At 59.8% G+C, this 22,836-nt stretch carries 16 protein-coding genes; 6 read left to right on the top strand and 10 right to left on the bottom strand.

Going from position 1 to position 22,836, the window contains the following annotated elements; genetic code table 11:
* Nucleotides 1-18 precede the first annotated feature (18 nt).
* The 6 genes from infB (at nucleotide 19) to QF039_RS33485 (ending at nucleotide 7,668) form a co-directional block, all read left to right on the top strand.
* Complete coding sequence (gene infB, locus QF039_RS33460) at nucleotides 19-2,541, top strand: translation initiation factor IF-2 (RefSeq protein ID WP_003212186.1); 2,523 nt, start codon at nucleotides 19-21, stop codon at nucleotides 2,539-2,541.
* Nucleotides 2,542-2,700: 159 nt separating this feature from the next.
* On the top strand, nucleotides 2,701-3,102 hold the full coding sequence (gene rbfA / locus QF039_RS33465; protein ID WP_003212184.1) for a 30S ribosome-binding factor RbfA: 402 nt from the start codon (nucleotides 2,701-2,703) through the stop codon (nucleotides 3,100-3,102).
* 3 nt (nucleotides 3,103-3,105) lie between these two features.
* Nucleotides 3,106-4,023 carry a tRNA pseudouridine(55) synthase TruB gene (gene truB, locus QF039_RS33470; protein ID WP_307522832.1) on the top strand — a complete coding sequence of 306 codons (918 nt, stop codon included), beginning with the start codon at nucleotides 3,106-3,108 and terminating at the stop codon, nucleotides 4,021-4,023.
* Between the two features lie 159 nt (nucleotides 4,024-4,182).
* Nucleotides 4,183-4,452: a 30S ribosomal protein S15 gene (gene rpsO, locus QF039_RS33475; RefSeq protein WP_003177875.1), complete on the top strand. Its 270-nt coding sequence runs from the start codon at nucleotides 4,183-4,185 to the stop codon at nucleotides 4,450-4,452.
* Nucleotides 4,453-4,646: 194 nt separating this feature from the next.
* On the top strand, nucleotides 4,647-6,752 hold the full coding sequence (gene pnp / locus QF039_RS33480) for a polyribonucleotide nucleotidyltransferase (RefSeq protein WP_003212180.1): 2,106 nt from the start codon (nucleotides 4,647-4,649) through the stop codon (nucleotides 6,750-6,752).
* Nucleotides 6,753-7,047: 295 nt separating this feature from the next.
* Nucleotides 7,048-7,668 carry a BON domain-containing protein gene (locus QF039_RS33485; RefSeq protein ID WP_003212178.1) on the top strand — a complete coding sequence of 207 codons (621 nt, stop codon included), beginning with the start codon at nucleotides 7,048-7,050 and terminating at the stop codon, nucleotides 7,666-7,668.
* Between the two features lie 226 nt (nucleotides 7,669-7,894).
* On the opposite strand, the gene QF039_RS33490 is transcribed toward QF039_RS33485, so the two are convergent.
* The 10 genes from QF039_RS33490 to QF039_RS33535 all read right to left on the bottom strand — a co-directional run bounded on the left by QF039_RS33490 (nucleotide 7,895) and on the right by QF039_RS33535 (nucleotide 22,820).
* The gene (locus QF039_RS33490; RefSeq protein WP_307522836.1) at nucleotides 7,895-10,834 is read right to left on the bottom strand and encodes a DUF748 domain-containing protein; all 2,940 of its coding nucleotides are present in this window, start codon (nucleotides 10,832-10,834) and stop codon (nucleotides 7,895-7,897) included.
* 108 nt (nucleotides 10,835-10,942) lie between these two features.
* Nucleotides 10,943-11,959 carry a class I SAM-dependent rRNA methyltransferase gene (locus tag QF039_RS33495; protein ID WP_102368082.1) on the bottom strand — a complete coding sequence of 339 codons (1,017 nt, stop codon included), beginning with the start codon at nucleotides 11,957-11,959 and terminating at the stop codon, nucleotides 10,943-10,945.
* 43 nt (nucleotides 11,960-12,002) lie between these two features.
* A complete protein-coding gene (locus QF039_RS33500) occupies nucleotides 12,003-12,878 on the bottom strand; it encodes an oxygenase MpaB family protein (RefSeq protein WP_102604509.1) in 876 nt (291 codons plus the stop codon).
* A 6-nt stretch (nucleotides 12,879-12,884) separates the two neighbouring features.
* The gene (gene acs / locus QF039_RS33505; RefSeq protein ID WP_307522840.1) at nucleotides 12,885-14,822 is read right to left on the bottom strand and encodes an acetate--CoA ligase; all 1,938 of its coding nucleotides are present in this window, start codon (nucleotides 14,820-14,822) and stop codon (nucleotides 12,885-12,887) included.
* A 184-nt stretch (nucleotides 14,823-15,006) separates the two neighbouring features.
* Complete coding sequence (gene pgi / locus QF039_RS33510; protein WP_003212168.1) at nucleotides 15,007-16,671, bottom strand: glucose-6-phosphate isomerase; 1,665 nt, start codon at nucleotides 16,669-16,671, stop codon at nucleotides 15,007-15,009.
* Between the two features lie 225 nt (nucleotides 16,672-16,896).
* A complete protein-coding gene (gene panC / locus QF039_RS33515; RefSeq protein ID WP_003212166.1) occupies nucleotides 16,897-17,748 on the bottom strand; it encodes a pantoate--beta-alanine ligase in 852 nt (283 codons plus the stop codon).
* Nucleotides 17,745-18,545, bottom strand: a complete 801-nt coding sequence (gene panB / locus QF039_RS33520; protein WP_307522843.1) for a 3-methyl-2-oxobutanoate hydroxymethyltransferase — start codon at nucleotides 18,543-18,545, stop codon at nucleotides 17,745-17,747. Before panB ends, panC begins: the two co-directional genes overlap by 4 nt.
* Nucleotides 18,546-18,760: 215 nt before the next feature.
* Nucleotides 18,761-19,258 carry a 2-amino-4-hydroxy-6-hydroxymethyldihydropteridine diphosphokinase gene (folK, locus tag QF039_RS33525; protein ID WP_307522845.1) on the bottom strand — a complete coding sequence of 166 codons (498 nt, stop codon included), beginning with the start codon at nucleotides 19,256-19,258 and terminating at the stop codon, nucleotides 18,761-18,763.
* A 4-nt stretch (nucleotides 19,259-19,262) separates the two neighbouring features.
* On the bottom strand, nucleotides 19,263-20,669 hold the full coding sequence (locus tag QF039_RS33530) for a polynucleotide adenylyltransferase PcnB (RefSeq protein WP_003212161.1): 1,407 nt from the start codon (nucleotides 20,667-20,669) through the stop codon (nucleotides 19,263-19,265).
* 711 nt (nucleotides 20,670-21,380) lie between these two features.
* A complete protein-coding gene (locus QF039_RS33535; RefSeq protein ID WP_003212159.1) occupies nucleotides 21,381-22,820 on the bottom strand; it encodes a sigma-54 dependent transcriptional regulator in 1,440 nt (479 codons plus the stop codon).
* Between the last annotated feature and the right edge of the window lie 16 nt (nucleotides 22,821-22,836).

Consider the following 22,836-nt stretch of genomic DNA (forward strand, 5'->3'; position numbering starts at 1 on the left):
GCCTGAGGAGAGAAGTGCATGACGCAAGTCACGGTGAAACAACTGGCCGATGAGGTCAAAACACCGGTAGAGCGCCTGTTGCAGCAGATGCGTGAGGCAGGTCTGCCGCACACCGCCGCCGATGAAGGTGTGAGCGATAGTGAGAAGCAGTCTTTGCTGACTCACTTGAAGAGCAGCCACAAGGCGAAAGTGGAAGAACCGCGCAAGATTACATTGCAGCGCAAAACCACCAGCACCCTGCGTGTTGCTGGCAGCAAGAGCATCAGCGTTGAAGTACGCAAGAAGAAAGTCTTCGTACAGCGCAGCCCGGAAGAAATCGAAGCCGAGCGCAAACGCGAACTGGAAGAACGTCGCGCAGTAGAAAATGCTGCTCGTCAGAAGGCTGAAGAAGAAGCCAAGCGTCGCGCCGAAGAAGAAGCGCGTCGCCAGCCTGCTGCTGCGCAACCTGCTAACACTGAGGCCGTTGCTGCGCCTAGCGCGCCTGTTGAAGCTGTTCGTGAGGCCGCTCCGGTTGCCGCCGCGCCAGCTCCTGCAGCCGACGCTCGCAAACGCGAAGAACCTCGCCGCCCGGACAAACCACGTGCCGACGATAACAATCGTCGTGGCAGTGGCGATGGTGAGCGCAAAAACGCTCCACATCGTGCTTCGGTCAAAGAGAAGGCGCCAGCGCCACGCGTTGCCCCACGTACTACCGACGAAGAAAGCGACAGCTTCCGTCGCGGTGGTCGCGGCAAGGCCAAGCTGAAGAAGCGCAACGCCCACGGTTTCCAGAGCCCAACCGGCCCTGTCGTGCGTGACGTGCAGATCGGCGAGACCATCACTGTTGGCGACCTCGCCAATCAGATGTCGGTCAAGGCTGCTGAAATCATCAAGTTCATGTTCAAACTGGGTACCCCAGCGACCATCAACCAGGTACTGGACCAGGAAACTGCCCAACTGGTTGCTGAAGAGCTGGGCCACAAAGTGACCCTGGTCAGCGACACCGCCCTGGAAGATTCCCTGGCCGAGTCCCTGAAGTTTGAAGGCGAGACTTTCTCCCGTGCGCCAGTCGTGACCGTAATGGGCCACGTTGACCATGGTAAGACCTCGCTGCTCGACTATATCCGTCGTGCCAAGGTAGCTGCAGGCGAAGCCGGCGGCATCACCCAGCACATCGGTGCATACCACGTTGAAACCGAACGCGGCATGGTCACCTTCCTCGACACCCCTGGTCACGCCGCGTTTACCGCCATGCGTGCCCGTGGTGCCAAGGCGACTGACATCGTGATCCTGGTAGTTGCAGCGGACGACGGCGTAATGCCGCAGACCATTGAAGCTGTCCAGCACGCCAAAGCCGCTGGTGTTCCTCTGGTTGTTGCAGTGAACAAAATCGACAAGCCGGGCGCCGATCTCGATCGCATCCGTAGCGAACTGTCGGTTCACGGCGTGACTTCCGAAGAGTGGGGCGGTGATACGCCATTCGTTTCGGTTTCGGCAAAAGTCGGTACCGGTGTAGACGAACTGCTCGAAGCTGTCCTGCTGCAAGCCGAAGTTCTTGAACTGAAAGCAACTCCCTCGGCCCCGGGTCGTGGTGTTGTGGTTGAATCGCGTCTCGACAAGGGTCGTGGCCCGGTTGCAACCGTTCTGGTTCAAGACGGTACCCTGCGCCAAGGCGACATGGTCCTGGTCGGTTCGAACTATGGCCGTGTACGTGCCATGCTCGACGAGAACGGCAAGCCAATCAAGGAAGCCGGTCCTTCCATCCCTGTCGAGATCCTCGGCCTGGACGGTACCCCGGACGCTGGCGACGAGATGAGCGTGCTGTCGGACGAGAAGAAAGCCCGTGAAGTGGCTCTGTTCCGTCAAGGCAAGTTCCGCGAAGTCAAGCTGGCCCGTGCTCACGCCGGCAAGCTGGAAAACATCTTCGAGAACATGGGCCAGGCAGAGAAGAAGACGCTTAACATCGTCCTCAAATCTGACGTTCGTGGTTCCCTCGAAGCGTTGAACGGCGCCTTGAATGGCCTGGGTAACGACGAAGTGCAAGTGCGTGTGGTCGGCGGCGGTGTCGGTGGTATCACCGAATCCGATGCCAACCTGGCGCTGGCCTCCAACGCTGTACTGTTCGGCTTCAACGTGCGTGCCGATGCTGGCGCACGGAAGATCGTCGAGCAGGAAGGCCTGGACATGCGTTACTACAACGTCATCTACGACATCATCGAAGACGTCAAGAAAGCCCTCACCGGCATGCTTGGCAGCGACGTCCGGGAGAACATCCTGGGTGTGGCCGAGGTGCGTGATGTGTTCCGCTCGCCGAAATTCGGCGCGATCGCCGGTTGCATGGTTATCGAAGGTGTTGTGCACCGTAACCGTCCAATCCGTGTACTGCGTGAAGACATCGTTATCTTCGAAGGCGAGCTGGAATCCCTGCGCCGCTTCAAGGATGACGCTTCCGAAGTACGTGCCGGCATGGAATGCGGTATTGGCGTCAAGAGCTACAACGACGTCAAGGCGGGTGACAAGATCGAAGTCTACGAGAAGGTCCAGGTTGCTCGCAGCCTCTAACTCGCGTACTTCAAGGGCCACGCAGCGCCCGGGCATGCAAATGCCTGGCGCTGTGTCCGGACTCTAAACGCAACGCCCGGTCTGGCTTTTGTCAGGCCGGGCGTTTGCCGCTTTCAGACCCCACGGGTTTCACCGTGTGGCAGCAACAGGTAACAAGACATGGCAAAAGAATACAGCCGTACCCAACGTATCGGCGATCAGATGCAGCGTGAGCTGGCACAGCTGATCCGTCGTGAAGTAAAAGACCCACGTGTTGGCCTGGTCACCATCACCGCCGTTGAAGTCAGCCGTGACGTTGGTCACGCCAAGATCTTCATCACCGTGATGGGCCAGGACAACAGCGAAGAAATCGCGCAAAGCATCAAGGTGCTCAACTCCGCCGCAGGTTTCCTGCGTATGCAGTTGGCCCGTGAAATGAAGCTGCGCAGCGTTCCTCAGTTGCACTTCCACTACGACGAAAGTGTCGTGCGTGGCGCGCACCTGTCGGCACTGATCGAGCGGGCCGTGGCTGAAGACAATCAGCACCCGGAATCCGCCACGCCTGAAGACGCCAAGGAGTAATCGGTGGCTCAGGTCAAACGCATCCGTCGTAATGTCAGCGGCATCATTCTGCTCGACAAGCCCATTGGCTTTACCTCCAATGCGGCGTTGCAGAAGGTTCGCTGGCTGCTCAATGCCGAGAAGGCAGGGCACACCGGCAGCCTCGACCCCTTGGCCACCGGCGTGTTGCCGTTGTGCTTCGGCGAGGCCACCAAGTTTTCGCAATACCTGCTCGATTCCGACAAGGGCTACGAAACCCTGATGCAACTGGGCAAGACCACCACCACGGCAGACGCCGAAGGTGATGTTTTGCAGGTTCGCGAGGTGACCGTTGGTCGTGCTGATATCGAAGCTGCCTTACCTGCTTTTCGTGGGCAAATCAGTCAGATACCGCCGATGTACTCGGCTCTCAAGCGTGATGGCCAGCCTCTATACAAGCTGGCACGTGCAGGGGAAGTGGTGGAGCGCGAACCGCGTTCTGTTACTATTGCGCGCTTGGAATTGCTCGTCGCTGAAGGCGACACTGCCCGGTTGGCGGTGGACTGCAGCAAAGGCACCTATATCCGCACCCTCGTGGAAGATATCGGTGAGCAACTAGGCTGTGGCGCATACGTTGCAGAACTGCGACGCACCCAGGCAGGCCCTTTCACCCTGGCCCAGACGGTCACGCTGGAAGAGCTGGAAGCAGTGCATGCCGAAGGCGGCAACGAAGCGGTTGATCGCTTCCTGATGCCATCGGACAGCGGTTTACTGGATTGGCCATTGCTGCACTTCTCGGAGCACAGCGCGTTCTACTGGCTTAACGGCCAGCCGGTACGTGCACCGGATGCCCCGAAGTTCGGCATGGTGCGGGTACAAGATCACAACGGTCGCTTTATCGGTATCGGTGAAGTGAGCGAAGACGGGCGCATCGCGCCGCGTCGACTGATTCGGTCAGAATGACCGAAACCAGTTTGTGGTAAAAGCGCAGTAGCTTTTACTCAAACTGGAACGAGGGTGGCTGTTAGCAGGCATGGTCACTACTCATTTTTAGATACAGGGATTTGTCCCTGGCCTGTTGAAACTGCCCTTTGGGTGGTTTCCTGAAAAAAGGATTGCCTCATGGCTCTCGACGTTCAAGAAAAAGCACAAATCGTTGCTGACTATCAGCAAGCTGTTGGTGACACTGGTTCGCCAGAAGTGCAAGTTGCACTGCTGACCCACAACATCAACAAGCTGCAAGGTCACTTCAAGGCCAACGGTAAAGATCACCACTCCCGTCGTGGTCTGATCCGCATGGTAAACCAGCGCCGTAAGCTGCTGGACTACCTGAAAGGCAAGGATCTGGGTCGTTATCAGACTCTGATCGGTCGCCTGGGTCTGCGTCGCTAATAAGCGATTGCGCTAGAGGTTGGTTGGCTGTCGTGTGTCAGTGGGTTTCCCGCTGGCCCATGGCAGGCTTCCAGCCTCAAGTTTTATCTGGATACACGTTTTACCCTGGACAGGCGTTGGGCCGATTCCCGACATTGCCCAAGAATTTCGCAAGAAGACAAGTTCCCCAAGAGCCACAAAGAAGGTAGGACACCGTGAACCCGGTTATCAAAAAATTCCAGTTCGGTCAGTCGACCGTTACCCTCGAGACAGGCCGTATCGCCCGTCAAGCCTCCGGTGCAGTGCTGGTTACCGTTGACGACGACGTCACCGTATTGGTGACCGTTGTAGGCGCCAAGACCGCTGACCCAAGCAAAGGCTTCTTCCCTCTTTCCGTTCACTACCAGGAAAAGACTTACGCTGCAGGTAAGATCCCTGGTGGTTTCTTCAAGCGTGAAGGCCGTCCTTCCGAGAAAGAAACCCTGACTTCCCGACTGATCGACCGTCCGATCCGTCCGCTGTTCCCAGAAGGCTTCATGAACGAAGTGCAGGTTGTCTGCACCGTCGTTTCCACCAGCAAGAAGACCGATCCGGACATCGCTGCGATGATCGGTACCTCGGCGGCCCTGGCCATCTCCGGTATTCCTTTCGATGGCCCGATCGGCGCTGCCCGTGTTGCATTCCACGAAAGCACCGGCTACCTGCTGAACCCGACTTACGAACAGCAGAAAGCTTCGAGCCTGGACATGGTCGTTGCCGGTACTTCGGAAGCCGTGTTGATGGTTGAATCGGAAGCCAAAGAGCTGACCGAAGACCAGATGCTGGGCGCTGTACTGTTTGCTCACGACGAGTTCCAGGTTGTGATCAACGCTGTCAAGGAACTGGCCGCTGAAGCTGCCAAGCCAACCTGGACCTGGGCTCCTCAGCCAGAAGCTACCGCACTGCTGGGCGCTATCCGCTCCGAGTTCGGCACCGCTATCTCCGACGCCTACACCATCACCATCAAGGCCGACCGTTACGCTCGCCTGGGTGAGCTGAAGGACCAGGTTGTTGCCAAGCTGTCCGGTGAAGAAGGCCAGCCTTCTTCCAGCGAAGTCAAAGCAGCCTTCGGCGAAATCGAATACCGCACCGTTCGCGAAAACATCGTTAACGGCAAGCCACGTATCGACGGCCGCGACACCCGCACCGTACGTCCGCTGAACATCGAAGTCGGCGTTCTGCCAAAAACCCACGGTTCGGCCCTGTTCACCCGCGGTGAAACCCAGGCCCTGGTTGTTGCAACACTGGGTACTGCCCGTGACGCACAGCTGCTGGACACCCTGGAAGGCGAGAAAAAAGACCCGTTCATGCTGCACTACAACTTCCCTCCGTTCTCGGTAGGTGAGTGTGGTCGCATGGGTGGCGCTGGTCGTCGCGAAATCGGTCACGGCCGTCTGGCCCGTCGTTCGATTGCAGCCATGTTGCCTGCCGCCGACGTGTTCCCGTACACCATTCGTGTTGTGTCGGAAATCACCGAGTCCAACGGTTCCAGCTCCATGGCTTCGGTCTGCGGCGCTTCCCTGGCTCTGATGGATGCCGGCGTTCCGATGAAGGCACCGGTTGCCGGTATCGCCATGGGCCTGGTTAAAGAAGGCGAGAAGTTCGCCATCCTGACCGACATCCTGGGCGACGAAGACCACCTGGGCGACATGGACTTCAAAGTAGCCGGTACCGCCAAAGGTGTTACCGCGCTGCAGATGGACATCAAGATCAAGGGCATCACCGAAGAAATCATGGAAATCGCTCTGGGCCAAGCCCTGGAAGCGCGCCTGAACATCCTCGGTCAGATGAACCAGATCATTGGCCAGTCCCGTACCGAACTGTCGGAAAATGCTCCGACCATGATCGCGATGAAAATCGACACCGACAAAATCCGTGATGTTATCGGTAAAGGCGGCGCGACCATTCGTGCGATCTGTGAAGAGACCAAGGCTTCGATCGACATCGAAGACGACGGCTCGATCAAGATCTTCGGCGAAACCAAGGAAGCGGCTGAAGCGGCACGTCAGCGCGTCCTGGGTATCACTGCTGAAGCCGAGATCGGCAAGATCTACGTCGGTAAGGTTGAGCGCATCGTCGACTTCGGCGCATTCGTCAACATCCTGCCGGGCAAGGACGGTCTGGTTCACATCTCTATGCTGAGCGATGCTCGCGTTGAGAAAGTGACCGACATCCTGAAAGAAGGCCAGGAAGTGGAAGTGCTGGTACTGGACGTGGACAACCGCGGCCGTATCAAGCTGTCCATCAAGGACGTAGCAGCAGCCAAGGCTTCGGGCGTTTAATCACCCCGTCGCTGCAAGCTGAAAAAGGACTCTTCGGAGTCCTTTTTTTATGCCTGCGGGAAAGTGTCGCGAAATCAGGCGTTTAGCCATACCCCAAAAGCCGCAACTTGCATGCAGGCACGTTCGCCTTCATGCAAGTTGCACGATTCCGAAAATCACCTGTTTTCATAACGTGTTGTTTTATAAGGATTTAATTGGCCGCGTCGAGTTGGCACACTGTCTGCAATATCCCTGTTAACGCTGCAGCATCAAGGTTTACGTACTGCAGACTTTTAATAAAACAGGAGTTACTCGTATGAAGAAGTTCGCTCTCGCTACTGCTACCGCTCTGACCCTGGCCATGGGTGCTAACGTAGCCTTTGCTCAGACTTCCCAAGCCCCTATGACGCTGGCGGCCGGTGAAGTCACCAAGGCTAAAGAGTCCACTTCGGATACCTGGATCACCACCAAAGTCAAAGCTGACCTGCTGACCGAGAAAGGTATTCCTGGTTCGGACATTAAGGTTGAGACCAACAAAGGTGTGGTTTCCCTGTCCTCGACAGTTGCTATCTCTGACGCTCAGAAAGCTACTGCTGTAGCGATCACCAAGAAAATCAAAGGCGTAACCGCAGTTTCGGCTGACGGCCTGATGGCTGGCGGCGCTACCAAGGCTGATAACGTCGACAAAACCAAAAGCGCAGCTGCTGGTGCCAAAGAGTCCACCTCGGACACTTGGATCACCACCAAAGTGAAAGCTGACCTGGTAACCGAGAAAGGTATTCCTGGCACCGACATCAAAGTCGAAACCAACAAAGGTGTAGTTTCCCTGTCGTCGACCGTCGCAGTGACTGAAGCGCAGAAAACTACCGCGGTGAACATCACCAAGAAAATCAAAGGCGTTAAAGCTGTATCGGCCGACGGCCTGAAAGCAGAGTAACGCTTAACGAATCGCCTGAGCTAGGCGGAGGCGGCCACGAGCGAGTTAGATATCCGCTCAATGCACCTCACAGGTTCATGCGACCGACCACACGGATGTGGTCATTACAGGCCCCGGCACTTGTGTCGGGGCCTGTTCTATTGTGGGTAGAAAAGTGGGGATGTCAGCGAGGCTCTTGTGGCGAGGGGGCAAGCCCCCTCGCCACAGGTGCTCAGCGGGTGCCGGTTTATTCGGCATCCAGATGCATCGGTGTTACCACCCGACCATCTTTCTCCGCTTCCCCAAGGTTTGCATCGATAAAGTAAACCCGCTCATCTTCCAGCTGCGCCTTGTCTACCAGGTAGTCCTTGATCGCGCTGGCGCGGTCCTGGCCCAGTTGGCGCAGCAACACGTCACTGCCACTCCAGAACTTGATCACACCGTCCCGCAGATTTGCGGTGCGCTCGTCATTGCTCAGGTCTTTCCATTCGGCCGGAGGCTGTTGTTTCAGGCGGGTGCGGTAGATGCCTTCCAGCAGCGGCGCCTTTTCCTTTTCCGGTACTTCAAGCAGCGACGCCTGGGCCGGCACCTTGTCGCCACGGCGCTGGAGGATCTTGTAGTAGTTGTACTGGTATTCGCGTTCCAGCCGTTGTGCGGCCAAAAGCGGGCCGTCACTGCTGGCAGCGGCGGTGCCTTCGATCTCCAGGCGCAGCGCAGGGCGCTCCTTGAGGGCTTTGGCCAGGCTGTCGAGGGCCGACTGGGAATCCTTGCTCAGCTCGCTGGAGCCTGCCGCAAACGACACGTTGCCAAGGTCTTGGGCACCACCACCGCTGATCAGGCCGCCAATGAACTTGAATGGCGCCGTGGCCGCACGTACTACCAGGTTGCGCAGGGTCTGCCAGACAATCGGCATGACGCTGAACTGCGGGTTGTTCAAGTCGCCGGTCACCGGCAGTTCGATCGAGATCTTGCCGTCGGAGTCCTTGAGCAGGGCTATCGCCAGGCGAATCGGCAGGTCCACGGCGTCGGCGCTGTCGACCTTCTCACCCAGTTGCAGTTGCTCGACCACCACCTTGTTTTCGGCCTTCAACTGGCCCTTGGTGATGACGTAATGCAGGTCCAGGTTGAGCCGACCCTTGCGGATGCGGAACCCGGCAAACTTGCCCGAGTATGGCGTCAGGGTGGTCAGTTCGACGCGTTTGAAGCTGGTGGCGATATCCAGTGCGGCCATCGGGTCAAACGGGTTTACGCTGCCCTTGATGGTGACCGGTGCATAACGGTCAACCTTGCCCTTGACGTCGACGCTCGCCGGTTTGGCCTGGCGACTGTCAATGGTGCCGATCTGGCCGTTGAGCTGCTGGATGGCCGTGGCGAAGTTCGGGGTCAGGCTAAAGTCGGCGAAGTTGGCCGAGCCGTCGTTGATCGCAATTTGACCAATATGAATGCCCAGGGGCTTCTCTTTGCTGGCCGCAGGTTTCGCTGCGGACTTGCCGGGGCTGTTGGCCGGCTGCGGGATCAGCAGGTCATCGATGTTGGTGGTGCGGTCATCGTTGATCATGAAGCGCGCATAGGGCTGCAACAGGTTGACCTTGTCGATCGACAGGCTGTCGCCATGTTGATAATTCACGCCTTCCAGCACCAGGCGCTGCCACTTGAGGAAGTCGCGGGTCTTCATGGTGTCCAGGGTGTGCAACTGGTCGACCTGGGCCCGGCCGGTCACCTGGAATGCCAGGGGGTCGGTGCTTTTCAGGTTCACGTCGAGGTTGCTGCCGAGCATGCCGCTACGCAGTTCCAGGCGGATAAACGGGCTGATATACGACTGGGCGACGCGCAGGTCGATGTCCTTGGTATCCACTTTCAGCTTGGCGCTGACCGGGCTCAGGTTGACCTGGCCGGTCGCCTCGAGCTTGCCTTGTTTGCCTACGCCGGTATCGAGCTTGAGGGTAAAAGGGCTCTGGTTAAGGCTGTCGAAACCCTGCAGGTCAAGGTTCAGCGGCCCGACTTCCAGGGCGACTGCCGGTTTGGCCGAGCGGTCAGCCAGATGCACTTGATAGTCGCGCAGGTGCACGTCCTTGAGCAGCACTTGCCAAGGCTTGCTCGGCGCTGCCGGTGCAGGTTTTGGCGAGTCGGCGGTAGCGGGTGCGGTGGCTGGCTCGGCTGCGGGTGCAGTTGCAGGTTTGCTCGGTTGGCTGGCAAACAGCTTCTGCCAGTCCAGCTGGCCGTCGGCTTCAAGGGCGGCCCAGGTTTCGAGTTTATTACTGCGGATCTTGCCGACGATCACTTGCTGTTTGGCCAGGTCCACGGTGGTTTCGCTGACGTCCAGCTTCTGCAGGCGCGCGAGCGGCCGGCCATCCGGGGCCTTGATCGCAAACGGCGCGACACTCAGGGCAACGTTGGTCAGGTTCAACTCGGTTTCCTTGGCCAGGCTCAGCTTGTAGTCGGTGCTGAAGTTGAGGATGCCGTCTTCCAGAACCAGCGGCACCGCGTCACGTACATACGGCCACCAGACTTTCATCTTGCCGTCGGTAACCTTGAGTTTGCCCTCGGAGGCGATCGGGATCAGGCTGAAGTTGCCGGTCCAGTCGATCTGGCCGCCTTCAGGGCCGGCTGCCACCAGGGTCATGTCGGCGTTGTCATCGGGCAGCGTGCTGAGGTTTTTCAGCTCGAAATCGAGTTTGTCGTAGAGAAACTCGATCGGCTCGCTCGGGCGCAAATCCTGGAAGTGCACATAGCCGCCTGCCAGCTTGATGTTATCGATGCGCAGCGGGAATGGCTTGGCGTTCGGATCGGTTGGTGTCGGTTCGCTGGCCGGGAGTTTGAACAGCTGCGCCAGGTTGAGCTGGCCGGATTTGTCGAACAGCAGCTCGGTCTTGGGCTTGTCGAGTTGTACGTCGGCCAGGTGCAGGGCGCGGGTCCACAGGCTGTCGATCTGCAGGTTGGCATAGAGGCGTTCAAAGGCCACTTGCTCCTTGCCCGGCTCACCGATATTCAGGCCCCACACGGTCAGTTCGAGGCTGAACGGGTTGAGCTCGATACGCTCGACACGCGCCGGCACCGTGGCGTAGTTCGCCAACTGTTGGTTGGCCACGCGAAGGGCAATACCGGGGAGAATCAGGAAGCCCAGCAAGCTGTACAGGGCAAGGGCGGTCAGCAAGGCGCCAGCGGCGCGAATCAATCCTTTGGGCATATGTGACGCCATCTATGTCAATCAAGAGTGCCTTGGAGTATGGCACGGGTTTACGGTTCCGAAGAGCCGGGCCTTTATTACTGCGCCCTGGCCCTTTTGGGACAAGTCCTACAGTTGCAGGATCAGGGTCTTCAGCGGTGGTTGCTGGTCGTGGGACGGGAAGTCTGCGCCGGGTGTCATGACCTGCCAGTCGCGCACCGGGCGCCCGGCCTTTTCCGCGCAGCGCAGGACCTGGTCACGCCAGTCGTCCATGCCGACTTTCGCCAGGTTGTTGCAGCAGATCAGCACGCCGTTGTCGGCCGTGGCCAGCAGCGCCGGCTTGAGCAGGCTCTGGTAGTCGCGCAGCAGGTCGACGGTGCCGAAGGCGCTCTTGGCCCAGGCGGGTGGGTCGAGCAGTACCAGATCGTATTGACGCTGCTCCAGGCGCGGGTAACTCGGCAGCTTCTGCCCCCGACGCTGGCTGATGGGCAGGCCGGCCAGTTGGCGGATTGCCGGGAAGTAGTCGGACTGGATGAATTCCATCGTCGGCAATTGCGGGTTGAGTTGACCGTTTTCGCGACCGACCGCCAGGTTGCCCTCGGCAAAGTCCAGGTTGCACACCTCACGAGCGCCACCGGCAGCAGCACTCAGGCCTACGCCGCAGGTGTAGGCAAACAGGTTCAGCACGCTTTTTCCGGCGCTGTGTGCCTTGACCCAGCCACGGGTGTTGCGCAGGTCCAGGAATAACAGCGGGTCTTGCCCGGCATGGCGGCCGCGCACGCGGTAATTGAGGCCCCATTCGTGGCCGACCAGGTCTTCCAGGGCTGCGGGCTCGGCACGGTACACCGTGTCTTCACGGTCGATGCGCGAGTTGCCCCGGGAGCGGTCGTTGTAGACCAGCAGCAGTTCAAGCCCCAGGTGCTGGTTGATTGCTTGATGCAGGTGCAACAGGTCGTCGCTTTCCAGCGACTGGTGAAAACTCTGCACCAGCAGTTGCGGGCCGTAGCGGTCGATCGTCAGGCCGCCGGCGCCTTCCTGGCTGCCGTGGAACAGGCGATAGCAATCGGTACCTTGTGCATGCAGCTCGGCGAGCAGGTCCTGGCGATGATCGAGGGCGGCGCGCAGCGCCTGATTCAAGGAAGACATAGTGCGCGCCTTGCAGAGTAATTGGGGCGCGGGAGTTTAACAGTTATGGCTCCAGCAGGCCCATTCGCCTGTGGGCCCGCTGCACCGAACCATTGCGCATGGCCCAGCGCAACAACGGCGCGCTGCGCCTGACCCCGGCACGAATCATCTGGCGCTGGATCGGGCTTTGCTTCTGCCCGAGCATGTCGCTGGCCCAGTCCGGCAGCAGGTCGATACCGGCCTGCATCATCAGCGAGCCAAACGGCTTGGCCAGGGTGCTCGGAGACGGCGCATTGAGCAGCAGGCGCAGGACTTCGTGGCTGCGCTGGTCACACAGCAGTTGCGGACGAATACGCTCAAGGTAATCGGAAATTTCCTGGCGCGAACGCGGCACATGGCGCGCGCCCAATTGCTCGGCCACCAGGGCGATTTCGCTGTAGTACCGGTCTTGATCCCTCGCAGATAAATCCGGGTTGCGATAACGCAGGTGGGCCGCGAGAAAGTTGCTGACCTCCGCCACATGCACCCAGGTCAGCAACTCGGGATCACTGGCGGCATACGGTCGGCCGTCCGGTGCATGGCCGACCACTTGCAGGTGAATGGTGCGCACTTTCTCGATCAGCCATTCGGCGTCACGCCGCGAACCAAACGTGGTGCCGGAAATGAACTGCGAGGTGCGTCGTAACCGCCCCAGCATGTCCTGCCGAAAGTTCGAGTGGTCCCACACGCCGGCCAACGCCAGCGGGTGCAATGCCTGCAACATCAACGCGCTGATGCCGCCGATCAACATGCTGCTGAAGTCGCCATGGACCTTCCAGCTCACCGAGTTCGGCCCAAAGAGACCCGGATCGCCCTTGGGGTTCTCCAGGTCGAGTTGGCCCAGCGACAAGCCGGTCAGGCTCATCAGCTGGTTTTCGATGCGGCTGCGAATGAATTCCATGGGTTCCTAGCGGTTGAGGCGCTTGTCGATCAGGCCGTCCACCACGCTCGGGTCGGCCAGTGTGGATGTATCTCCCAAACTGTCCAGCTCGTTGCAGGCAATCTTGCGCAGGATCCGCCGCATGATCTTGCCTGAGCGGGTTTTCGGCAAGGCCGGTGCCCATTGAATCAGCTCGGGCTTGGCGAAGCTGCCGATTTCCTTGCTGACCAGGTCCAGCAGGTGTTTTTTCAGCGCGTCGTCGGGCTCGACGCCATTCATGGGCGTGACGAAGGCATAGATGCCCTGGCCTTTTACGTCGTGTGGATAACCGACCACCGCGGCTTCTGCGACCTGATCATGCAGCACCAGGGCGCTTTCGACTTCGGCGGTGCCGATGCGGTGCCCGGAAACGTTGATCACGTCGTCGATGCGGCCGGTGATCCAGTAGTCACCGTCCTCGTCGCGCCGCGCGCCGTCGCCGGTAAAGTAGTAGCCGGGGTAGGGTTTGAAATAGGTGGCGATCATCCGCTGAGGGTCGCCGTACACGCTGCGGATCTGCCCCGGCCAGCTGGATTTGATCGCCAGCACGCCGCTGCCGGCGCCACTGATTTCCTTGCCTTGCTCATCGAGCAGCACCGGCACCACGCCAAACATCGGCTGGGTGGCGCAGCCAGGCTTGATCCGCTGGGCGCTGACCAGCGGGCTGAGCATGATGCCGCCGGTTTCGGTCTGCCACCAGGTGTCGACAATCGGGCAGCGTTGTTCGCCGACCGCGTTGAAGTACCAGTCCCAGGCCTCCGGGTTGATTGGCTCGCCGACACTGCCCAGCAGGCGCAGGCTGGCGCGGGAAGTGTTTTCCAGTGGCCCGTGGCCTTCCCGCATCAGCGCGCGTAACGCGGTCGGCGCGGTGTAGAAGATGTTGACCTTGTGTTTGTCGATCACCTGCCAGAACCGCGAGCTGTCCGGGTAGCTCGGCACGCCTTCGAACATCAGCGAGGTCGCACCATTGGCCAGTGGCCCGTACACGATATAGCTGTGGCCGGTGACCCAGCCGACATCGGCGGTGCACCAGAACACTTCGCCTTCGCGGTAATCGAGCACGTACTTGAAGGTCATCGCAGCCTGCAGCAGGTAACCGCCGGTGGTGTGCAACACACCTTTGGGTTTGCCGGTGCTGCCGGAGGTGTAGAGGATAAACAGCGGGTCTTCCGCATCCATCGGCTCGGGCGGGCAGTCGTCGCTGGCTGCATCCAGGGCCTGTTGATACTTGAGGTCGCGCCCTTCAGTCCAATTGACTGCCGCGCCAGTGCGCTGCACCACCAGTACCGTGCTGACACCCGGGCAACTGGCCAGGGCCTTGTCGACATTCTGTTTCAGCGCCACCGGCTTGCCGCCGCGCACGCCTTCATCGGCGGTGATCACCGTGTGGCAATCGGCGTCGAGAATGCGGTCGCGCAGGGCGTCCGGCGAGAATCCGCCAAACACCACCGAATGCACCGCGCCGATCCGCGTACAGGCGAGCATCGCGTAGGCCGCCTCGGGAATCATCGGCATGTAGATGCACACCCGGTCGCCTTTCTTCACGCCACGGCTTTTCAGCACGTTGGCCAGGCGGCTGACGTTTTGGTGGAGCTGGCGGTAGGTAATTTTGGAAGACGTCGCAGGATCATCGCCCTCCCAGATGAAGGCCGGCTGATCAGCGCGTTGCGCGAGGTGACGGTCGATGCAGTTGTAACTGACGTTCAGTTGGCCTCCGGCAAACCATTGGGCGGCGCCGGTCTTGATGTCGGATTTCTGGACGGTCTGCCAAGGCGTGCTCCAGTCGAGAAAACGCTTGGCCTGTTCGGCCCAGAACGTATCGGGTTGCTCGACGGATTGGCGGTAGAGGCGCTGGTAGTCCGCTTGACTGAGTTGCGCAGCCCGGCGGACGGCATCGGCGGTGGGGAACGTGCTGATATCGAACATGAGGGATCCTTATTCTTGTTTTTTGCGACAAGAGGGGAGCTTTGCGACCCTCGTAGGAGCTGGCTTGCCAGCGATTGCATCACCTCGGTATTGAGTTTCACCGAGGTGTTTGCATCGCCGGCAAGCCAGCACCTACAAGGGTCCGCTCCCGCAGGTTCAGACCCTCATTGTAGTGCCGATACCATCAACCGCGGTGACGGCCGCGGAAGTAGTTGATCAACCCCTGGGTGGACGCATCGTCCGCAGGCTGTTCTTCGGTGCCGGTCAGGCGGTTGTAGACGCCTTTGCCCAGCTCCTTGCCCAGCTCCACGCCCCACTGGTCGAACGCGTTGATGCCCCAGATGACGCTTTGCACGAACACTTTGTGTTCATACATCGCCACCAGTGCGCCAAGACGGCGAGGGCTGATGCGTTCAACCACAATGGTGTTGCTCGGACGGTTGCCCGGGATCACCTTGTGTGGTGCCAGCTTCTGCACTTCGGCTTCGTCCATGCCCTTGTCGCGCAGCTCGGCTTCAGCCTCGGCGCGGGTCTTGCCGAGCATCAGGGCCTGGCTCTGGGACAGGCAGTTGGCGTACAGCCACTGATGGTGGTCGGAAACCGGGTTGAAGCTGACGATCGGCACGATGAAGTCGGCCGGGATCAGTTGGGTGCCCTGGTGCAGCAGCTGGTGGTAAGCATGCTGGCCGTTGCAGCCTACGCCGCCCCAGATAACCGGGCCGGTGTCGGTGGAAACCGGCGTACCGTCCTGGCGCACGCTCTTGCCGTTGGATTCCATATCCAGCTGTTGCAGGTGCTTGGTGATGTTACGCAGGTAGTGATCGTACGGCAGGATTGCGTGGCTCTGCGCGCCCCAGAAGTTGCCGTACCACACGCCCAGCAGGCCGAGCAGCACCGGCATGTTCGCCTCGAATGGAGCGGTCTGGAAATGCTGGTCCATGGTGTAGGCGCCGGACAGCAGTTCCTTGAAGTTGGACATGCCGATGGCCAGCGCGATGGGCAGGCCGATGGCCGACCACAGCGAGTAACGACCGCCCACCCAGTCCCACATCGGGAAAATGTTCTCTTCGCGGATACCGAACGCCACGGCGGCCGCGTTGTTGCTCGATACGGCGATGAAGTGGCGATACAGCTCGGCTTCCGAGCCACCCTGGGCCAGGTACCAGGCGCGGGCGGCCTGGGCGTTTTTCAGGGTTTCGAGGGTGTTGAAGGATTTTGACGAGACGATGAACAGCGTGGTCTCGGCGCGCAGCTTCATGGTCAGCTCGTGGAACTCGCTGCCGTCGATGTTTGCCAGGTAATGGCAGCGCACGCCTTTGTGGGCGTAGGACAACAGCGCTTCAGACACCAGCTCCGGGCCGAGGAACGAGCCACCGATACCGATGTTCACCACGTCGGTGATCGGCTTCTCGGTGTAGCCACGCCACAGGCCGTCGTGGATGCGGCCGACCAGGTCAGTGATCTGGTTCAGCACCTTGTGCACGTCCGGCATGATGTTCACGCCGTTGACCGACAGTTTGTCACCCACCGGGCGGCGCAGCGCGGTGTGCAGCGCCGGGCGACCTTCGGAAGAGTTGACCGGCTCGCCGTTGAACAGCGACTTGATCGCGCCCTGAAGGTCGACTTCCTTGGCCAGGCCTACCAGCAGGTCGCGGGTTTCGCTGGTGATCAGGTTTTTCGAGTAATCGAGGAAAAGTCCGCAGCTGCTCAAGGTGAACTGGGTAAAGCGCTGGGGATCGGCATTAAAGGCTTCGCGCATGCTGAAATCCTGCATGGCTTGGCGATGTTGATTGAGCGCTTGCCAGGCGGGCAGAGCGGTAACGTCATGAGGAGTGCGGTAGTACGCCATCGCTGCGGGTTTCCTTTTTATTGCTGGGACTGCTTTTAGGACACTTGAAAGCCGGGAATGTCCTGTCTTTGTGAAGATGACAGGCTCCGGTCAACGCCAACGAAGAGCGTAGGGCGAATACATTAAACCTAGCGTGTCGATCTGTCTTGGCTTTGTCTGCGCTGTGGCCGGTACTTTTTTATACCGGCCGATCAGGCAGTGCAACAGGCGGGGTGTGCGGCGGGGTCAGTTCAGGTGCAGATGCAGGTTGTCGATCAGCCGGGTGGCGCCCAGGTAGGCGGCGACCAGGATCACCAGGTCCTTGTCTTCGGCGGTGGCCGGACGCAGGTGCAGGCCCTGGCGAACCTCCAGGTAGTCCATGCGAAAACCTGCCGCTTCGATCTGCTGGACCTGTGCGGCGCGCAGTTTGGCGAAGTCGCGATCGCCCGCTTCAATGGCGGCGGCGATCTGGCTGAGGCTGCGGTACAGCACCGGTGCGATCGCGCGCTGCTCGTCGGTGAGGTAACCATTGCGCGACGACAGCGCGAGGCCGTCGTCGGCCCGCACGGTCGGCTCGCCGATAATCTGGATCGGCATGTTCAGGTCATGGACCATGGCGCGAATCACCGCCAGTTGCTGGTAGTCCTTCTGGCCAAAGATCGCCAGGTCCGGCTGGACCATGTTGAACAGCTTGCTGACTACCGTGGCCACGCCTTCAAAATGCCCGGGCCGGCTGGCGCCGCACAGGCCTTCGGACAGTTGCGGCACGCTGACGCGTGTCTGGCCGGCCATGCCGTCGGGGTACATCTCCTCGACGGTCGGGGCGAACAACAGGTTGCAACCGGCTTGAAGCAGCTTTTCCTGGTCGGCCGCCAGGGTGCGCGGGTATTTGTCCAGGTCTTCGCCGGCGCCGAATTGCAGCGGGTTGACGAAAATGCTCGCCACCACGAAGTCGGCTTGTTGCGCAGCCTTGGTGACCAGCGTGGCATGGCCGCTGTGCAGGTTGCCCATGGTGGGCACGAAGCCGATGCGTTTGCCCGCGCTGCGGGCATGGGTGACGGCGGCACGCAGTTCGCGCACGGTCTTGACGGTGTTCATGCGGAGAATCCGTGTTCGGCGCCCGGGAAGGTGACGGCTTTGACTTCGCTGACATAGGCGGCGAGGGCTGATTGGATACTGTCCTGGCCCGCCATGAAGTTCTTCACGAACTTGGGCACGCGGCCGGTAAGGGACAGGCCCAGCATGTCATGCAGTACCAATACCTGGCCGTCTGTGGCAGAACCGGCGCCGATACCGATCACCGGTACTTTAACGGCCTGGGTGATTTCCGCTGCCAGCTCGCTTGGCACGCATTCGAGCAGAATCATGCACGCCCCGGCCTGTTCAAGGGCGATGGCATCGGCCCGCATCTGGCGCGCCTGGGCTTCGCCGCGGCCTTGTACCTTGTAGCCGCCGAGGATATTCACCGACTGTGGCGTCAGGCCCATGTGCGCGCAAACCGGCACGCCGCGTTCAGCCAGCAAACGAATCGACTCGGCGAGCCAGGCGGCACCTTCAACCTTGATCATGTGTGCACCGGAACGCATCAGTTGAGCACTGTTGGTCAGTGTCTGTTCGATGGTGGCATCGGCCATGAAGGGCAGGTCGGCAATGATGAAGGCGCCTTCGTTGCCGCGCTTGACGCAGGCCGTGTGGTAAGCGATTTCATCGTTGGTGACGGGCAGGGTGCTGTCATTCCCTTGTAGAACCATGCCCAGGGAGTCCCCCACCAGCAACACTTCAACTCCTGCCTGGCTGCTGGCCTGGGCAAAAGTGGCGTCGTAGCAGGTCAGCATGGTGATCTTTTCACCTTTGAGCTTGAGGCTCTGCAAGGTGCTCAGGGTAACGTTTGGCATGAAAAGGGTCCTCATTCAGGCGCTTGGAAACAGCGAGTAACGCGCGTGAGTCTTCGTTTATACAGGCGCACTTTCTTAAGGATCAGTGCTTATAAGGCCTGGATTGCGCCCTTTAGCGCCGGGTAGGCGGCAGCGGGACGCCTATAGTCGTGAGGAGGACTCTGGAAGTCAATTGGATGTGTTACCGCATTGTTACGGCGGTGGTGTTACCGCTGTTACTGATGCGATTCAGCAGGCGCCACGCGTTCCAGGCCGACAAACGGGCAGGCATCCAGCAGGTCGCCGAGCAGGCGGCCATCGGCCAGTTGCAGGCTGACCGGGGCCAGTTCTGCCAACGGGTAAAGCACGAACGCCCGCAGGTGCATTTGATAGTGCGGCACCTTCAGGCGTGGCTCGTCGATCAGCCGGTCGCCAAACACCAGGATATCCAGGTCCAGGGTGCGCGGGCCCCAACGCTCAAGACGCTCGCGGCCCTGGTCATTCTCGATGGCTTGCAGCGCATCGAGCAGTTCCAGTGGTGCCAGGGCGCTGTCCAGGGCCGCGACCGCATTGGTATAGCGCGGCTGGCCCGGGAGCAGGGAATCACTTTGATAGAAGGCGGAGACGCCCGCCAGCGTGGTATCCGGCAATTGCGCGAGGGCCTCGATGGCGTCGCGCAATTGTTGCTCAGGGGCAGCCAGGTTGCTGCCCATGCCGACGTAGATACGTTCCACGTGCTTACTCGCCCGACGCGCTCGATGAATCGCCAGCGCTGCGTTTGCGCTTGCTGCCACTGCTGCGGCGACGTTTTTTCGGACCATCGCCGGTGGCTTCGCCTTTGCTGCTGAGCTCTTTGATCATCTCGCGGCGCTGGCTGTCGTTGGCGTCCTGGTAGTCGGTCCACCATTCGCCCAGGCCGTCGGTCTGCTCGCCGGCGCTTTCGCGCAGCAGCAGGAAGTCATAGCCGGCACGGAAGCGCGGGTTGTCCAGCAGCAGGTCGGCGCGTTTGCCGCTGCGGCGTGGCAGGCGCTCCTGCATGTCCCAGATCTCGCGGATCGGCATGGTGAAGCGTTTCGGGATGGCGATGCGCTGGCATTGCTCGGCGATCAGCTCGTGAGCGGCTTCCTGCATGGCCGGAATTGCCGGCATGCCACGGTCTTGCAAGCGCATGACGCGTTTTGGAAGCGCTGGCCACAACAGGGCGGCAAACAGGAACGCCGGGGTTACCGGTTTGTTCTGCTTGATACGCAGGTCGGTGTTGATCAGGGCTTCGCTGATCAGCGTGTGGGTGTAGGTCGGGTTGTACTCCAGTGCTTCGGCGCTGGCCGGGAACAGTGGGTCGAACAACTGCAGGTCTACCAGCATTTCGAAGGTGTCGGCAGCATAGCCGGAGAGGAACAGCTTGAGCACCTCTTCGAACAGCCGGGCCGAGGGAATTTCCCGCAGCATCGGTGCCAGGTCACGAATCGGCGCGGCCGTGTGCTTCTCGATGCCGAAGTTCAGCTTGGCGGCGAAACGCACGGCCCGCAGCATGCGCACCGGGTCTTCCTGGTAGCGTTGCGTCGGGTCGCCGATCAGGCGCAGCAGGTTGTTGCGGATGTCGTGTACGCCATTGGCGTAATCGAGAATGCGCTCGCTGACCGGGTCGTAATACAGGGCATTGATGGTGAAGTCGCGGCGTTGCGCGTCTTCTTCCAGGGTGCCGTAGACGTTGTCCCGCAGGATGCGCCCGCTTTCGTTGCGGGAAGACTGGTTAGTGTCTTCTTCTTCATCGTTTTGCGGATGGTTGGCGCGGAAGGTCGCGACCTCGATGATCTCGCGACCAAAGTGGATGTGCACCAACTTGAAGCGCCGGCCGATGATCCGCGCATTGCGGAATTCGGCACGCACTTGTTCCGGCGTGGCGCTGGTGGCGACGTCGAAATCCTTGGGAGTGATATTGAGCAACATGTCGCGCACGCAACCGCCAACCAGGTAGGCCTGGTAGCCGGCGTTCTGCAAACGTTCGACGATGTTCACCGCATAACGGCTGAACTGGGCGCGTTGCAGCGAATGCTGGCTGCTATTGAGCACTTCAGGCGTGCTGCGTTTGTGTTGCGTACGACGCAAGGGAGAACGGAATGACTGGAACAACTTCTTCAGCATGGGATGCACTGTTTGAAGGAATGTTCGGCCATAACGAAGAATGACCGCATGATGGGCCGGGATTCTAGCATTTAGTCAGGGGATGGTGTAGGAACTAGCTGCAAGGCTTGAGCCAGAAGCTTAAAAGAAGGGTGGCAGGTGCCAAATCGCGGAAACTACAAGGGGAGCCGAAGCTCCCCCAGAAGTAGTTGCGTGCTCTATTTTTATTATTGGTTTCGGGCTTCTTGTTTTTGTTGATCGCCCTCGCCATGAAGCTTCACCTTCATGACACTCCCAATCGGGAGCCAAGAGCAAACGGATTGCTTTGGTCGCTGTGTTGCTGATCTACGATCCAACCAGTTCAGGCTCTGCCTTAGGGCAGTTTTTGTTGTTCTCGGCCTGGTTGCGGGGCAAGCCCCAAATGCAACGCCTCTCCAAAAGAATCAGTTAGCTGCGCCTCCGCCGTGTTGTTTTTGTTATGCGTGAGTCGATTCGTCTTATTTTTATTGTCTTGTACATTTGCTTGTTATTGTTTTTGTACTAAGCATATAGCAGGGTGCGTGCCAACTTTTGCGAGGCCCAGCAAAATAAGGGGTTCGGGGCGTTTTCGGGTTTGTTGAAGGCGAAAAAAAGCCGGGGCTTCGTTACCGTAAGCCCCGGCTTTTGTTACGTGAAAAATCAGCGGTAACAGTTTTTTCACATCTGAGGGTGTTACCTGTGGGGGCAACCCACTCAGCTTTCGCTGGCAACCCCGGTCTTGCGCCGCGGGATACCCAGGCGCTGGCGCCGTTCCCACAGGCACTTACGGCTGACGCCCAGTTTGCGCGCCAGTTCGGTCTCGGTCATGTGGTCCTGGTGCTCCAGCACGAAATGCTGGAAGTAATCTTCCAGTGACAAATCTTCCGTCGGCTCGTGACTGTTGTTACTGCCGCCACCCTGCTGCGGTGGCAAACCGATGAAGTCATCATCATCCAGGTCGCTGAGCTCGATATCGATCCCCAGCAGCTCGGCGGAAATTTCCGGGCTCTCCGACAGAATCACCGCACGCTCTACCGCGTTTTCCAGCTCCCGCACGTTACCCGGCCAGGAGTAGTGACGAATCGCCTGCTCGGCATCGGCAGCAAACTTCAGGTCGGTACGGTTGATGCGCGCACTCTGGCGCGCCAGGAAGGCCGTGGCGATTTCGTTGACGTCGGCGCCGCGCTCACGCAGGGCCGGCAGTTTGAGTGCGATCACGTGCAGGCGGTAATAAAGGTCTTCACGGAACTGGCCAATCTTGGCCAGGCTCTTCAGGTCACGGTGAGTGGCCGCAATCAGTCGTACGTCGACCTTTTGCGACTGTACCGAACCGACGCGACGTATTTCGCCTTCCTGGAGTACCCGCAGCAAGCGTGCCTGGGCTTCCAGCGGCAGTTCGCCAATCTCGTCGAGGAACAGCGTGCCGCCGTCGGCGGCCTCAACCAAACCCGCACGGCCAGCGCTGGCGCCGGTAAAGGCGCCTTTTTCATGGCCGAACAATTCGGATTCGATCAGGGATTCGGGGATCGCCGCGCAGTTCACCGAGATCATCGGTGCCTTGGCGCGCTTGGACAGGTTGTGCAGGGCACGGGCCACCAGTTCTTTACCGGTACCGGACTCGCCCTGGATCAGTACATTGGAGTCGGTTGGCGCTACTTTGCGGATCTTGCTGTACAGGTCCTGCATGGGTGGGCAGGAGCCGATGATGCCGATTTCGCCGTTACTGTTATCAATACCGGGTTTTTCAGAACCATTGGCGGCCTTGCCCGCTGCCGGGCGTTCAGCCGGTGCGCTGCTGGCCGATTGACGGTCACGCAGGATGCGCGCTACGGCCTGGAGCATTTCGTCGTGGTCGAAGGGCTTGGCGATGTAGTCCACCGCGCCCATCTTCATGGAGTCCACGGCCGAGCGCAGGCTGGCGTAGCTGGTCATGATCAGCACCGGAGTGCCTTGGCCGAGCTTGATCAGCTCGGTGCCGGGGGCGCCTGGCAAACGCAGGTCACTGACGATCAGGTCGAACGTGGGAATGCTGAAACGCTCTTGGGCTTCCTGCACCGAGCCGGCTTCGCTGACCTGGTACTGATTACGTTCAAGCAGGCGACGCAAGGCAGAGCGGATAATGGTTTCGTCTTCGACGATCAAAATGTGCGGCATTGATTCAACTCTCTCG

It is taken from the genome of Pseudomonas sp. W2I6 (assembly GCF_030815935.1).
GTDB lineage: Bacteria > Pseudomonadota > Gammaproteobacteria > Pseudomonadales > Pseudomonadaceae > Aquipseudomonas.